Here is a 14617-nt window from a genome sequence, read left to right as displayed (position 1 = left end):
TCAGGTTCCGCCCTGGCTTTCGTCCAGATGGCGCACCGCCTTGACCACCAGGTCGGACAGGCTTTGCGCGCCCAGCTTGTCCTTCAGCGTCTGGCTGACGTTCGAGACGGTCTTGTAGCTGATGCCCGCCCGCTCGGCGATTTCGCGATAGCTCAGGCCGGCGGCGATGGCGCGCAGGATGTCCAGCTCGCGCGGGGTCAGGCGGGGGCGGCCCGCGCCCGGCCGCTCCATCAGCGCGATCTTGCGGGCCAGGTCGGCGGGCACGTAGTCGCGGCCCGCGGCCACCTCGCGCAGCGCCTCGCAGATCTCGGCCGAGGGCGAATCCTTCATGGTGATGCCGTTGCATCCGGCCTGCAGGGCGCGGCGGGCGATGATCGGGCTGCGGTGCATGGTGAAGACCAGGATCGGCGCCGCCGCCCCCGCCGCGCGCAGCCTTGCGATCAGCCGCAGCCCGGCCAGTTTCGATTCGCCCATGGTCAGGTCCACCACGATCACGTCGGGCGCCTCGCGCCGCCAGGCCCGCCAGGCCTGCGACGGCGTGGCGGCGGCGGTGATCCGGCAGGCGATCCGGCCGCGGGTGATCCATTCCCAGCCCTCGGCCACCACCGGATGGTCGTCGACGATCAGCACATGCAGGGGCGGGGCGGCGGTCGGCGTCGGCCCGTCTGAGGCGGAAGCGGGAGCAGGGGCAGAAGCGGTCATCGGTCGAGTCCTTGGTCGGTCGGGCCGGCATCGGGCAGCCGGAATTCTGTCACGGTCACGGCGCCCTCGCGCCGGGGCGGCAGGTAGCGCCCGCCAAGCGCGCTGGCGCGGTCCCGCATCCCGGCCTGGCCCAGGCCCTTGCGGCCGGCGCCGGCGGAACCAGCCGCGGCGGGGCCCGGGCCGTCGTCCTCGACCTGGGCCAGCAGAGCGCCCCCCGCCTGCGCCAGCGTGACGCGCACCCGGGTCGGCTGGGCGTGGCGCAGCGCGTTCAGCACGCTTTCGCGCACGAAGCGGTAAAGCGCGATCCGCCCGGCCTCGTCCGGCTCGGGCAGGGCGGGGGGGGTGTCCAGCGCGATCTCGACCCCGGGGGCGATCTCGGTGAATTCGATCGCCAGTTCCTGCAGCATCTCGGCCAGGCTCGCGCCCTCGGCCGGGGCCAGGCGCAGGTCGTCGATGGCGGCGCGGGCGCTGTCGCGGATGGCGCCGGCATGGCGCGAGACCGCATCAAGCGCCGCGGCGAGCGGTGGGTCGTCCAAGGGCGCGGCGCGCTGTCCGGCCTGGGCCACGGCGGCCTGCAAGGCGAAAAGCTGCGGGCCGATGCCGTCGTGCAGGTCGCTGGCGATGCGGGCGCGCTCGGCCTCGGCCAGCGCCATCATCCGGCCCTGCAGGCTGCGGTTGCGGGCGCGCTCGTCGGCCAGGTGGCTGGCCAGCGCGTTCACGCCGTCGCTGAGATGGGCGAGTTCCGTCAGGCCGGTCTGCGGCGCGCGGACGGCGAGGTCGCCCGCGCGCATCCGCGCCAGCGCCGCGCCCAAAAGGCCCAGCCGGCGCAGCACCAGCGCGGTCACCGCCATGGTCACGCCGATCGCGGCCAGGGCGGTCGCGGCCATCAGCGGCAGGATCAGCCGGACGTCGGCCCAGGCCTCGGCGATCTCGTCCTGCGGGTCGGTGCGGATTTCCAGCACGCCCAGCACGTTCGGATATTGCGTGACCGGGATCAGGTCGCTTTGCGGCTGCGGCGCCAGCAGGGCGGCGAACCAGCGCGGCGCCGCTTCCGGCGGGGCGGCGGGCGCGGGCGGCAGGGCCACCGGCCGGCCGCGGGCGTCGCGCAACTCGGCCGCGACATGGCGCTGCGATTCGATATCGGCGGCGATGCTGCGCGCCTCGGCCATCATGTCGCGGCGCTCGAAGTCGGTGGGCAGGCGCATGGTGGCAAAGGCGCTGGCCAGGCGAAAGGCCGACAGCGTCTCTTCGCGCACCGCGCTGCGGGCGTTCAGCAGCAGCACCGAGGCGATGATGGCAAAGATCGCCAGCCAGACCAGTGCCGCGCCGCCGAGCGCCAGCAGGCGCAGGGACACGCCATGCGGGCGCGGATGCGCATCCGCCGCCTGCCGCCCCGCCGCGATTTGGCCGGTCGCGTCCATCGTCCTCCCCGCCGCGCGCTGCGGCCCCTGGCGAAAGACTAGGCCGCGGATGGGGGCGGAGCAAGCGCGCCGGAACGGGAAAGGGCCGGGGCGGCGATCCGCCCCGGCCCCCGATGTCCGGCCGCCGCCGGGGTCAGGCGTGGGCGCCCTTGGCCTCGCGCTGGTCGGGACGGCCGAGCGCGCGGCGCACCAGCACGAAGAACAGCGGCACGAACAGCACCCCCAGCACCGTGGCCGAGATGGTGCCGCCCAGCACCGTGGCGCCGATGGTGTTCCGGCCGTTGGCCCCGGCGCCCGTCGACAGCACCAGCGGCAGCACCCCCAGCGAGAAGGCGACCGAGGTCATCATGATCGGGCGGAAACGCTGGCGCGCGGCCTCGACTACCGCCTCGAACAGCGGCTTGCCGTGGTTCTCGGCCTGTTCGCGGGCGAATTCCACGATCAGGATGGCGTTCTTGCCGGTCAGGCCGATCACCGTCAGCAGCCCGACCTGGAAGAACACGCCGTTGTCGAAACCGCCCAGCCAGGCGCCGACCAGCGCGCCCAGCACGCCGATGGGCATGGCGAGCATCACCGCGAAGGGGATCGACCAGCTTTCGTAAAGCGCGGCCAGGCACAGGAACACCACCGCCAGCGACAGGCCGTAAAGCAGCATGGTCTGGTTGCCGGCCTGCTGCTCTTCCAGCGAGAGGCCGGTCCAGGCCACGTCGAAGCCGGGCGGCAGCTGCGCCGCCAGCTCCTCGATCGCGGCCATGCCCTGACCCGAGGACACGCCGGGCGCCGGGTTGCCCTGGATGTTCATCGCCGGCACGCCGTTGTAGCGCGACAGGCCCTGCGGACCGTAGCTCCAATGCCCTTCGGCGAAGTTCGAGAACGGGACCAGCCCGCCGGAACTGTTCCTGACCCGCCATCTGTCGATGTCGGTCGGGACCGAGCGGGATTCCGATTCGCCCTGGACATAGACCCGCTTGATCCGGCCCCGGTCGATGAAGTCGTTGACGTAGTTCCCCGCCCAGGCGACCGACAGCAGGCTGCCCACGTCGGTGGCCGAGACCCCCATCGCGCCGGCCTTGCGCCAGTCGATGTCCAGCTTGTATTGCGACGCGTCCTCCAGCCCGTTCGGCCGCGCCTGGGCGATGCGCCCATCCTGCGCGGCCATGCCCAGCAGCTGGTCGCGCGCGTCCAGCAACTGCTCATGCGCCTGTCCCGCGCGGGCCTGCAGATAGAAGTCGAAGCCCGAGACGTTGCCCAGTTCGATCACCGAGGGCGGCACGATGGGAAAGGCCAGCGCGTCGCGGATGCCCATGAAGGCCGGGAAGGCGCGTCCGGCGATGGCCTGCACCGACTGGTCGGCGCCCGGCCGGTCCTTCCAGTCCTTCAGCCGCAGGAAGGCGATGCCCATGTTCTGGCCGGAACCGGCGAAGCTGAAGCCCGAGACGCCGAAGAAGCTGTCCACGTTCTCGGATTCGTTCTCGGCGAAGTAATGCTGGATCTGGTCGATGACCGCGTCGGTGCGTTCCTGCGTGGCGCCGGTCGGGCCCTGGATCAGCGCGAACATGATGCCCTGATCCTCGTCCGGCAGAAAGCCGGTGGGCGTGCGCAGGAACAGAAACACCATGGCGGCGCCGATGCAAAGATAGATCAGCATCATCCGCAGCGGCCGGCGGATGATCCAGTTCACCGAAGAGCCGTAGCCGTGCATGGTGCGGTCGAAGCCGCGGTTGAACAGGCCGAAGATGCCGCGGGTCTTGTGGCCGTGCTCGTTGCGCAACAGCGTGGCGCAAAGCGCCGGCGTCAGCGACAGCGCCACCACCACCGACAGGCCCATGGCGCTGGCGATGGTGACGGCGAACTGCTTGTAGATCACCCCGGTCGAGCCGCCGAAGAAGGCCATCGGCACGAAGACCGCCGACAAGACCAGCGCGATGCCGATCAGCGCGCCGGTGATCTGGCCCATGGACTTGCGGGTGGCCTCGCGCGGCTCCAGTCCTTCGTCCTCCATGATCCGCTCGACGTTCTCGACCACGACGATGGCGTCGTCGACCAAAAGGCCGATGGCCAGCACCATGGCGAGCATGGTCAGCGTGTTGATGGTGAAGCCGAAGGCCGCGAGGATGCCGAAGGTGCCCAGCAGCACGACCGGCACCGCCAGCGTCGGGATCAGCGTCGCGCGCCAGTTCTGCAGGAACAGCAGCATGACGAAGAACACCAGCACGATGGCCTCGACCAGCGTCTTGACCACCTCCTCGATCGAGATCAGCACGAAGGGCGTGGTGTCGAAGGGGATGACGTAATCCATGCCCTCGGGGAAGAAGCGGGCGAATTCCTCCATCCGCGCCTTGACGCGGTCGGCGGTGTCCAGCGCGTTCGCGCCCGAGGCCAGGCTGATCGCCAGGCCCGAGGCCGGCTGCCCGTTGTAGCGGGCATTGGTCATGTAATCCTCGGCGCCGATCTCGACCCGGGCGACGTCCTTGAGCAGGATCAGCCCGCCGTCCTGTTCGGCGCGCAGCACGATCTGCTCGAAATCCTCGGGCGTGGACAGCAGCGATTGCGCGGTGATGGTGGCGTTCAGCATCTGGCCCTTGGCCGCCGGCCGGCTGCCGAAGGAGCCCGCGGAGATCTGCGCGTTCTCGGCCGAGACCGCCGCCACCACGTCCCCCGGGGTCAGCTCATAGGCGGCGAGCTTTGACGGGTCGAGCCAGATCCGCATGGCGTATTGCGCGCCGAAGACCTGGATCGAGCCCACGCCCTCGACCCGGCTGAGGTCGTTGACCAGGTTCGAGATCAGATAGTCCGACAGGTCCACCTGCTCGAAGCGGCCGTCGGGCGAGGTCAGGCCGATCACCATCAGGAAGCCCGAGGCCGATTTCTCGACCGTCAGACCCTGGCGCTGTACCGGCTCGGGCAGCAGCGCCGTGGCCTGGGACAGCTTGTTCTGTACCTGCACCTGGGCGATGTCGGGGTCGGTGCCGGTCTCGAAGGTCAGGTCGGTCTGCGAACTGCCCGACGAGGTCGAGCTGGACGAGAAATAGCGCAGCCCGTCCAGGCCGGTCATCTGCTGCTCGATCACCTGGGTCACGGTATTGGCCACCGTCTCGGCCGAGGCGCCGGGATAGGTGGCGCGGATCGTCACCGTGGGCGGCGCGATCTGCGGATATTGCGCGACGGGCAGGGACAGGATCGACAGAATCCCCAGCCCCATGATCAGGATCGAGATCACCCAGGCGAAGACCGGACGGTCGATGAAGAAACGGGCCATGTGCGGTTCCTGTTCTGTGTCCTCGCGGCGTCGCGGTCAGTTCGCCGGCTGTTCTGCGGCTTGGGGTTCCGTGCCGGCCTCGGGCGCGGCCCCGGCGGGCTGCTCTGCTGCCGGTGCCGGTTCGGGGGCCTGGCCGGCGGCGGGGTCCGCGGATTGCCCTGCCGGCTGGCCCGCGGGTTGATCGGCAGGCTGGTCGGAGGCCTGGCCTGCCGGCTGCTCTGCCGGCGCGGCGCCGGCTGCGGCGGCGTCGGCCGATTCGGGCGGCTGGCGCTCCTCGGGGGCGACGGTCATGCCGGGGCCGATCTTTTGCAGGCCCTCGACGACGATGCGGTCGCCGTCCGCCAGGCCCTCGCTGACGATCCAGTGGTTGCCCTGGTCCTGAAGGACGGTCAGCTGGCGCTGCTCGACCACGTCGTCGGCATTGACCACCAGCGCGATGGGCAGGCCGCGGCGGTCGCGGCTGACGCCTTCCTGCGGGGCCAGCACCACGCCCTTGGCGATTGCCTGCTGCACCACCGCCTGGACATACATGCCGGGCAGCAGGATGCGGTCGGGATTGGCGAAGGCCAGCCGCAGCGTGACCACGCCGGTGGTCTCGTTCACATAGGGTTCGGCCGCGGTCAGCCGGCCCTCGTGGTCGAATTCGGTGCCGTCGGCCAGCCGCAGCGTCACCTTCTGCCCGGGCCGGTCGCCGGTGTCCTGCTCCGCCAGCGAGCGGCGGAAGCGGATCACCTCGGCCGCGGACTGGGTCACGTCGACATGCACCGGGTCCAGCTTGCGGATCACGGCCAGCGGCGTCGCCTGGCTGGCGGTGACCAGCGCGCCCTGGCTGGTCTGCGCCAGGCCGATCTCGCCGTCCAGCTCGGCGCGGATGGTGGTGCGCTCCAGTTCGATCTTCGCGGTCTGCAGCTGCGCCTCGGCGACCTTGACCGCCGCCTCGGCGGCGTCGCGGGCGGCGATGGCGCTGTCGCTGGTGCTTTCGCTGGCGACGCGGCGGTCGCGCAGCGCGCCCGCGCGCTCGGCCTCGCGCCGGGCGTTCTCGGCCTGGGCGCGGGCCTGGGCGACGCCGGCCTCGGCCTGGGCCACGGCGGCCTGGTAGGTGGTGGCGTCGATGCGGAACAGCGGCGCCCCGACCTTGACGTGGCTGCCTTCCTCGAACAGGCGCTCGGTGACGATGCCGTTGACCTGCGGGCGCACCTCGGCCTCGGCCGAGGCGGTCACGCGGCCGGGCAGGGTGGTGGTCAGGGGCACGTCCTGCGCATGCAGCGTCACCACCGTGACCGGGGTCGGCGGCATCTGCGACGGGTCCTGCGCCGCGGCCATGCCGGGCACGAGCCCCGCCGCAAGCGGCAGCATCAGGAAAATCGCCATGCGGCGCGAAAGCGCTGACATCGTTCTTGCTCCGGGCAGTCTGGTTGCATCCCGAAACGATCAGTTTGAACGGCGATGATCAATACCCAATCCGCACCCGGACGGCCCCCGCGGCGATGCGGGCCATGGAAAACGCCGCCGCGCCCGGGCTAATCTTGCGCCGAACAGGCGCGTCGGCCGAGTCGGGGAGGAAATATCTTGGCGAACTATGACATCTACGGCCAGGGGCTGGACATCTGCCCGGCCAATTACGAACCGCTTTCCCCCCTGCGATTCATCGAGCGGACGGCGCAGATCCACCCGGATGCGCTGGCCGTGGTGCACGAGGGCCTGCGCCGCAGCTGGGCCGAGACCTATGCCCGCTGCCGCCGCATCGCCGGGGCGCTTTCGGCGCGCGGCATCGGCAAGGGCGACACGGTGGCGGTGCTGGCGGCGAACATCCCCGAGATGTTCGAGAGCCATTTCAGCGTGCCGATGACCGGCGCCGTGCTGAACACCATCAACACCCGGCTGGACGCCGAGACGGTGGCCTTCATCCTGTCCCATGGCGAGGCCCGGGTGCTGCTGGTCGATCCCGAATTCGCCGAACTGGCCGAGCGCGCGGTGAAGATCGCGCGGGGCCGCGACATCCTGGTGGTGGACATCCTCGACCCCAGTTTCGAGGGTGGCGCCCGCGCCGGCGGCCTGACCTACGACGATCTGCTGGCCGAGGGCGACCCGGATTTCGCCTGGTCCATGCCCGACGACGAATGGGACGCGATCTCGCTGAACTACACCTCGGGGACGACCGGCGATCCCAAGGGCGTGGTCTATCACCACCGCGGCGCGGCGCTGAACGCGCTGGCCAACATGACCTCCTGGGGGATGCCGCATCATGCGCGCTACCTGTGGACGCTGCCGATGTTCCATTGCAACGGCTGGTGCTTTCCCTGGACCATCGCCGCCAATGCCGGGGTCTGCGTCTGCCTGCGCGCGGTCCGGCCCGAGCCGGTCTTCCGCCTGATCCGCGACGAGCGGGTGACGCATTTCTGCGGTGCGCCCATCGTGATGAACATGCTGGCGAACGCCCCCGACGCGCTGAAGGACTTCGACCACCCGGTCAAGGCCATGGTCGCGGGCGCACCGCCCCCCGCATCCGTCATCGCCGCGGTCGAGGCGATGAGCATCGGCATCACCCACGTCTACGGCCTGACCGAGACCTACGGCCCCTCGGTCGTCTGCGCCTGGAAGACGGAATGGGACGCGCTGAGCGGCGAGGAGCGCGCCCGGATGAAGGCGCGTCAGGGCGTGCGCAACCCGGCGCTGGACGGGCTGATGGTCGCCGACCCCGAGACGCTGGCGCCGGTGCCCGCCGACGGCCGGACCATGGGCGAGGTCTTCATGCGCGGCAACAACGTGATGAAGGGCTATCTGAAGAACCCCTCGGCCACCGAAAAGGCGTTCCGGGGCGGCTGGTTCGCCTCGGGCGACCTGGGCGTGATGCATCCCGACGGCTATATCGAGCTCAAGGACCGCTCCAAGGACATCATCATCTCGGGCGGCGAGAACATCTCCTCGATCGAGGTCGAGGACGTGCTCTACAAGCATCCCGACGTGATGGAGGCCGCCGTCGTCGCCCGCCCGGACGAGACCTGGGGCGAGACGCCCTGCGCCTTCGTCGCGCTGAAGCCCGGCCGGGTCCTGGTCGAGGCCGAGCTGATCGCGTTCTGCCGGTTGAACATGGCACGCTACAAGGTGCCGAAGACGGTGGTGTTCGGGGAATTGCCCAAGACCTCGACCGGCAAGATCCAGAAGTTCCTGCTGCGGGACCGCGCGCGCGCGCTCGGCTGACGTCTGCCCGCTACAGCGGCATTGGGGGGGACGGCAAAACACGCAAGGCGCCGCGCCGTGACCGGAGTATCGCAGGAAAGCAAAGGGCCGGTTCCGGCGCCAGATTGCGCTTGCAGCCTGGCCTGCGGAGCGATAATCAGGCCGGGCCTCGCGGGTGTAGCTCAATGGTAGAGCCGCAGCTTCCCAAGCTGAAGACGAGGGTTCGATTCCCTTCACCCGCTCCATCCAATCCCCAGAAAACACAATAATTGCCTTGCATTGCTGGGGTTTGTGCCTCTTTTGGTTCTAAAGTTGGTGCCAGAATGGGGCTCTGTAGTGGCTGGTCAGGTTAGGCATTTGAAGGTCAAGGGCGGTCGATTCTACGCCCGTCTTGCGGTCCCTGCGCATCTTCGCCCGATCCTCGGGAAAACTGAACTGGTGGCCCCGCTAGGCGGTGAGCGCCGCGCCGCCATGAAGGCATTGCCCGCTGCCGTAGCCACGCTACGGCGCCAGATCGCCACCGCAGAAGCACATGCTACAGGCCACCGGCGGGCCGAGACGCGGAGCCCGATCACGACGCAGGACTTTGGGCGGGCGGTATGGTCGCGCTACACGGCGACGCTGGTCGAGGATGAAGCTATTCGTGGCCGGTATCCCACGCCCGACCAGATCAAGGCCGCGACCGACCGGGCTATCAAGCGTATTCAGAAGGAAGGCATAGACACGTCCGACCCGCTGGCGATGCTGGACGCGGCGCTAGAGGTCCATGTCCTGAAAGATGCCCGCGCGTTCGACCAGAACTCCCGCAAGGTCCGGCTGGACGCTTTGCGCCGGGAGCTGACCGCACCCGCCCGAACAGCCGCCAGAGTGGCTATACGCGCGAATGGGAGAAGGCACAGGCCGAGTTCCTGCGGCTGCACCCCTGTTGCGCGATGTGCGGTGCTGACGCGACCCTTGTTGACCACTTCAAGCCACACCGGGGCGACAAGGCGCTGTTCAGGAACTGGAACAACTGGCAGGCGCTATGCACCGGCTGTCATAGTTCGGTTAAGCAGCGGGCGGAACAGTTGACTACATGATAAGTTTGTCGAATTTCGCACGAAAGGTCGAAAATTCATATGTTTGAGGGATTCCGTCTTTTGATTCCTCTATAAGTTTCTTGAGATCCTCGTCGGTTAAAACGACTACATAGCCGTGTCTATCTTGCGCGGCAGCTTTGCAGCGCCTGTCTAGTCGATCCCAGTCTTCGACGCTTCGGCAAAGCGCCGCTTTCCCGGCAGAGAGGGGCGGAACTGGTGAGCCCGGAACGAATGGCAGGTCTTCTGCATCTGCATTGCCGCCAGCCCCGAGGGCATGCCGCGACCATCTTCGGCAGGGGCTGCTTCGTCAACGGGAGGAGTTGGAAGGTGGTCGCCAGGCAGAGCGATGAGCGATCCGAACTGTTGGTTTCGAGCCGATCAGGCAACTGATTATAATAAACAAAATAACTGATCGAGCTGAGTGGATGGGCGCTAATGACCTGGGAAGTGGGCGCCCGACCCCCCCAAATGGGCCTTAATCGCCTGCCGATTCAACATCAACCGCTGCTGCGGCTGCATTTGTCATCTCTCTGCAATGCGGCGAATTGACGGCGCAGCAATGTTACGCTATCGCTTTTCTTGTCGTAATAATCTTGCGAGGACCGACCCGTGGCCGAGAAAGACAAACCCTGGCTCTTCCGCACCTATGCGGGCCACTCGACCGCCGAGAAATCGAACGCGCTCTATCGCACGAACCTCGCCAAGGGCCAGACCGGACTGTCGGTGGCCTTCGACCTGCCGACGCAGACCGGCTATGACAGCGACCACGTGCTGGCGCGGGGCGAGGTCGGCAAGGTCGGCGTGCCGATCTGCCACCTGGGCGACATGCGCGCGCTCTTCGACCAGATCCCGCTGGAGCAGATGAACACCTCGATGACGATCAACGCGACGGCGCCCTGGCTGCTGTCGCTCTATATCGCCGTCGCCGAGGAGCAGGGGGCCGACATCCGCCTGCTGCAAGGCACGGTGCAGAACGACATCATCAAGGAATATCTCTCGCGCGGGACCTATATCTGCCCGCCGAAGCCGTCCTTGAAGATGATCACCGACGTCGCGGCCTATACGGCGAAGAACCTGCCGAAATGGAACCCGATGAACGTGTGCTCCTATCACCTGCAAGAGGCGGGCGCGACGCCGGAACAGGAGCTGGCCTATGCGCTGGCCACCGGTATTGCGGTGCTGGACGATCTGAAGGGCAAGGTCGAGCCGGCCGATTTCCCGAACATGGTCGGGCGGATCAGCTTCTTCGTGAACGCCGGCATCCGCTTCGTGACCGAACTGTGCAAGATGCGCGCCTTCACCGAGCTTTGGGACGAGATCTGCCAGCAGCGCTATGGCATCGAGGACGAGAAATACCGCCGTTTCCGCTATGGCGTGCAGGTGAACTCGTTGGGCCTGACCGAGCAGCAGCCCGAAAACAACGTCTATCGTATCCTGCTGGAGATGCTGGCGGTGGTGCTGTCGAAGAACGCCCGGGCCCGCGCCGTGCAGCTGCCGGCCTGGAACGAGGCACTGGGCCTGCCGCGGCCCTGGGACCAGCAATGGTCGCTGCGCATGCAGCAGATCGTGGCCTATGAGACTGATCTGCTGGAATATGGCGACCTTTTCGACGGCAACCCGGCCATCGCCACCAAGGTCGAGGAGTTGAAGGACGGGGCGCGGTCCGAGCTCGCGACGCTTGACGAGATGGGCGGCGCCATCGCCGCGATCGAATACATGAAGTCGCGGCTGGTCGAATCGAACGCTGCGCGTCTGAACCGGATCGAGGCGAACGAGACCGTGGTGGTCGGCGTGAACCGCTGGCAGCAGGGCGAGCCCTCGCCGCTGACGGCGGGCGACGGCGGCATCATGGTCGTCGATCCGGCGGTCGAGCAGGACCAGATTGCCAGGCTGGACGGCTGGCGGCAGGCTCGCGACGAAGCGGCCGTCGAGGCCGCTCTCGTCGCGCTGCGCGATGCCGCGCAGAGGGGCCAGAACGTGATGCCGTTCAGCGTCGCCGCTGCCAAGGCGGGGGCCACGACCGGGGAATGGGCGCAGGTCATGCGCGAGGTGCATGGCGAATACCGCGGCCCCACGGGCGTGTCGCAATCGCCCTCGAACCGCACCGAGGGGCTGGAGCCGATCCGCGAGGCGGTGGATGCAGTCAGCCAGCGCCTGGGCCGGCGGCTGAAGTTCCTGGTCGGCAAGCCCGGCCTCGACGGCCATTCCAACGGCGCCGAGCAGATCGCCTTCCGCGCCCGCGACTGCGGCATGGATATCACCTATGAAGGCATCCGCCTGACGCCCGAGCAGATCGTCGCCCGCGCAGCCGAGGAGGATGCTCATATCGTCGGCCTCTCGATCCTTTCCGGCAGCCATCTGCCGCTGATCGAGGATCTGATGGCACGGATGCACACGGCGGGCCTTGTGCATGTGCCGGTGGTCGTCGGCGGCATCATCCCCGACGACGACGCGGCGCGGCTGCTGCAGATGGGCGTGGCCCGCGTCTATACGCCCAAGGACTTCGAGCTCAATCGCATCATGATGGACATCGTGGCGCTGGTCGAGCCCGAGGAAGCCGCCGCCTGAGCGGGTTGCACGCTCGCATGAGTATTTGGGGAACGAAGAAGACGGGGCGCAGCGCTCATGTCTTCTCTGTTCCATAAATACTCATGCGGCCGCGCCGCTGGCCCGGTGGCCGCAGACTTATCCCCGGCCCAGCATGTAGAACGCGTCGTTCGGGCGGATGTCTGCGGCGTTTACCAGCCGGTTCGACATACCGAAGAAGCCGGCGATGGCGCCGATGTCCCAGATCTCGTCCTCAGTGAAGCCCGCCTCGGTCAGCGCCTGGCGGTCCGGCTCGCCGATCCGCTGTGCGTTCAGCGCCACCTTTTCGGCATAGGTCAGCATGGCGCGTTCGCGCGGCGTCAGGTCCGCCTTGCGCCAGTTCACCGCCACCTGGTCGGCGATCAGCGCGTTCTTGGCCCGGATGCGCAGGATCGCGCCATGCGCCACCACGCAATACTGGCACTGGTTCAGCCCCGAGGTCGCGACCACGATCATTTCGCGCTCGGCCTTGGTCAGGCCGCCCTCGCGTTCCATCAGCGCGTCGTGATAGGCGAAGAAGGCGCGGAATTCGTCCGGCCGATGCGCGAGCGCCTGGAAGACGTTCGGTACGAAGCCGGATTTCTCGGCCACCTTGCGGATGCGGGCGGCGATGTCCTGAGCATTTCATCCAGGGAGGGCACCGGGAAGCGGCTGATCGGGTGGGGCATGGCTGTCTCCTTTCGGGGAAGGTTTCGCCAAAGCGGGGCTTGGGTCAACCGGGGCGCGGTTGACTTGGCCTCGGTTTCGGCCTATCCAGCCCGCAATTCCCGGAAGGTCTGGCCTTCCGGTCCCCGCTTGCCGGGGATCGCCCCCCGTCAGCGCGTCGCGCCCACGGGGGCGTCACTGTTTATTCGCGCCCCTTGCGGGCAACGGCAACCATTGGAGGGCCGCCGATGTTTGAAAACCTGTCCGACCGCCTTGGCGGCGTCTTCGACCGGCTGACCAAGCAGGGCGCCCTGACCGAGGATGACGTCACCGCCGCCATGCGCGAGGTGCGCGTCGCGCTGCTGGAAGCCGACGTCTCGCTGCCGGTCGCGCGCAGCTTCGTGAAAACCGTCACCGTCAAGGCCACCGGCAGCGCCGTCACCAAGTCGATCACCCCCGGCCAGCAGGTCGTGAAGATCGTCCATGACGAGCTCATCAAGGTCCTGCAGGGCGAGGGAGCGCCCGACGCGCTGAGGATCGACAACCCGCCGGCGCCGATCCTGATGGTCGGGCTTCAGGGCTCGGGCAAGACCACCACCACCGCGAAATTGGCCAAGCGCCTCAAGGATCGCGAGAAGAAGCGCGTGCTGCTGGCCTCGCTCGACACCAACCGTCCGGCGGCCATGGAGCAGCTGGCGATCCTGGGCCAGCAGATCGGCGTCGATACGCTGCCGATCGTGCCGGGCGAGAATGCGGTGCAGATCGCGAAACGCGCCAAGCAGCAGGCGACGTTGGGCGGCTATGACGTCTATATGCTCGACACCGCCGGCCGGCTGCATATCGACGAAGTGCTGATGGATGAGGTCCAGGCGGTCCGCGACGTGGCCAACCCGCGCGAGACCCTGCTGGTCGTCGACGGCTTGACCGGGCAGGACGCGGTGAACGTCGCCAGCGAATTCGACGGCAAGGTCGGCATCTCGGGCGTCGTGCTGACCCGGATGGACGGCGACGGCCGCGGTGGTGCTGCGCTGTCGATGCGCGCCGTGACCGGCAAGCCGATCCGCTTCGTCGGTCTGGGCGAAAAGATGGACGCGCTGGAGGCCTTCGACGCCAGCCGCGTCGCCGGCCGCATCCTCGGCATGGGCGATATCGTCGCCCTGGTCGAGAAAGCGCAGGAGGTGCTGGAGGTCGAGCAGGCCGAGCGCATGATGAAGCGCTTCCAGAAGGGTCTGTTCAACATGAACGACCTGAAGAGCCAGCTGGAACAGATGATGAAGATGGGCGGGATGCAGTCCATCATGGGCATGATGCCCGGCATGGGCAAGATGGCCAAGCAGGCCGAGGCCGCCGGCTTCGACGACAAGGCGATCAAGCGCCAGATCGCGCTGATCGAGTCGATGACCAAGAAGGAACGCGCCAATCCCGACCTGCTGCAGGCGAGCCGCAAGAAGCGCATCGCCGCCGGCGCCGGCATGGAGGTGTCGGAGCTCAACAAGCTGCTGAAGATGCAAAAGCAGATGGCCGACACGATGAAGAAGCTCGGCAAGATGGGCAAGGGCGGCATGCTGAAGCAGGCCATGCGCGCCATGACCGGCAGGGGCGGCGGGCTGCCCGACATGGCCGACGTCGATCCGGCCAAGATGGCCGAGGCCACCAAGATGCTGCAGGATCCCAAGGGCCTGGGCGGCGATCTGGGCAAGCTGAACCTGCCCGGCGGGCTTTCGGGACTGTTCGGAAAGAAATAA

The 14617-nt window shown here is 68.0% G+C and carries 8 protein-coding genes, 1 tRNA gene and 1 pseudogene; 5 read left to right on the top strand and 5 right to left on the bottom strand.

All coding sequences use genetic code 11. The annotated features are described in order from the left end of the window. The 4 genes from JCM7685_RS10880 to JCM7685_RS10865 all read right to left on the bottom strand — a co-directional run bounded on the left by JCM7685_RS10880 (position 1) and on the right by JCM7685_RS10865 (position 6774). Positions 1-702: a response regulator transcription factor gene (locus JCM7685_RS10880; protein ID WP_074966383.1), complete on the bottom strand. Its 702-nt coding sequence runs from the start codon at positions 700-702 to the stop codon at positions 1-3. Further along, positions 699-2123: a LapD/MoxY N-terminal periplasmic domain-containing protein gene (locus JCM7685_RS10875; protein WP_074966382.1), complete on the bottom strand. Its 1425-nt coding sequence runs from the start codon at positions 2121-2123 to the stop codon at positions 699-701. The genes JCM7685_RS10880 and JCM7685_RS10875 overlap by 4 nt, the downstream gene beginning before the upstream one ends. 133 nt (positions 2124-2256) lie before the next feature. Continuing rightward, the gene (locus JCM7685_RS10870; protein ID WP_074966381.1) at positions 2257-5382 is read right to left on the bottom strand and encodes an efflux RND transporter permease subunit; all 3126 of its coding nucleotides are present in this window, start codon (positions 5380-5382) and stop codon (positions 2257-2259) included. A gap of 36 nt (positions 5383-5418) precedes the next feature. Continuing rightward, positions 5419-6774: an efflux RND transporter periplasmic adaptor subunit gene (locus JCM7685_RS10865; RefSeq protein ID WP_074966380.1), complete on the bottom strand. Its 1356-nt coding sequence runs from the start codon at positions 6772-6774 to the stop codon at positions 5419-5421. Positions 6775-6951: 177 nt separating this feature from the next. Here JCM7685_RS10865 and JCM7685_RS10860 point away from each other — a divergent pair, with 177 nt between their 5' ends. The 4 genes from JCM7685_RS10860 (at position 6952) to JCM7685_RS10845 (ending at position 12209) form a co-directional block, all read left to right on the top strand. Further along, positions 6952-8583: an acyl-CoA synthetase gene (locus JCM7685_RS10860; protein WP_074966379.1), complete on the top strand. Its 1632-nt coding sequence runs from the start codon at positions 6952-6954 to the stop codon at positions 8581-8583. 150 nt (positions 8584-8733) lie between these two features. Next, positions 8734-8807, top strand: a tRNA-Gly gene (locus tag JCM7685_RS10855). Positions 8808-9494: 687 nt separating this feature from the next. Beyond that, positions 9495-9641, top strand: a complete 147-nt coding sequence (locus JCM7685_RS20645; protein ID WP_331716667.1) for an HNH endonuclease — start codon at positions 9495-9497, stop codon at positions 9639-9641. Between the two features lie 609 nt (positions 9642-10250). After that, complete coding sequence (locus JCM7685_RS10845) at positions 10251-12209, top strand: protein meaA (protein ID WP_074966378.1); 1959 nt, start codon at positions 10251-10253, stop codon at positions 12207-12209. A gap of 117 nt (positions 12210-12326) precedes the next feature. Here JCM7685_RS10845 and JCM7685_RS10840 read toward each other — a convergent pair. Next, a pseudogene (locus tag JCM7685_RS10840) lies at positions 12327-12895 on the bottom strand (peroxidase-related enzyme). Between the two features lie 225 nt (positions 12896-13120). Here JCM7685_RS10840 and ffh point away from each other — a divergent pair. After that, the gene (gene ffh, locus JCM7685_RS10835) at positions 13121-14617 is read left to right on the top strand and encodes a signal recognition particle protein (protein WP_074966377.1); all 1497 of its coding nucleotides are present in this window, start codon (positions 13121-13123) and stop codon (positions 14615-14617) included.

The organism is Paracoccus aminovorans (assembly GCF_900005615.1).
Classification (GTDB): Bacteria; Pseudomonadota; Alphaproteobacteria; order Rhodobacterales; family Rhodobacteraceae; genus Paracoccus; species Paracoccus aminovorans.
The sequence above is the reverse complement of the archived record's forward strand: the minus strand, read 5'-3'. Positions and strand labels throughout refer to the sequence as shown.

Excerpts from the sequence above, each read along its gene's own strand:
- JCM7685_RS10880 (WP_074966383.1), bottom strand. The coding sequence starts at position 702 with ATGACCGCTTCTGCCCCTGCTCCCGCTTCCGCCTCAGACGGGCCGACG.
- JCM7685_RS10875 (WP_074966382.1), bottom strand. The coding sequence starts at position 2,123 with ATGGACGCGACCGGCCAAATCGCGGCGGGGCGGCAGGCGGCGGATGCG.
- JCM7685_RS10870 (WP_074966381.1), bottom strand. The coding sequence starts at position 5,382 with ATGGCCCGTTTCTTCATCGACCGTCCGGTCTTCGCCTGGGTGATCTCG.
- JCM7685_RS10865 (WP_074966380.1), bottom strand. The coding sequence starts at position 6,774 with ATGTCAGCGCTTTCGCGCCGCATGGCGATTTTCCTGATGCTGCCGCTT.
- JCM7685_RS20645 (WP_331716667.1), top strand. The coding sequence starts at position 9,495 with ATGTGCGGTGCTGACGCGACCCTTGTTGACCACTTCAAGCCACACCGG.
- ffh (WP_074966377.1), top strand. The coding sequence starts at position 13,121 with ATGTTTGAAAACCTGTCCGACCGCCTTGGCGGCGTCTTCGACCGGCTG.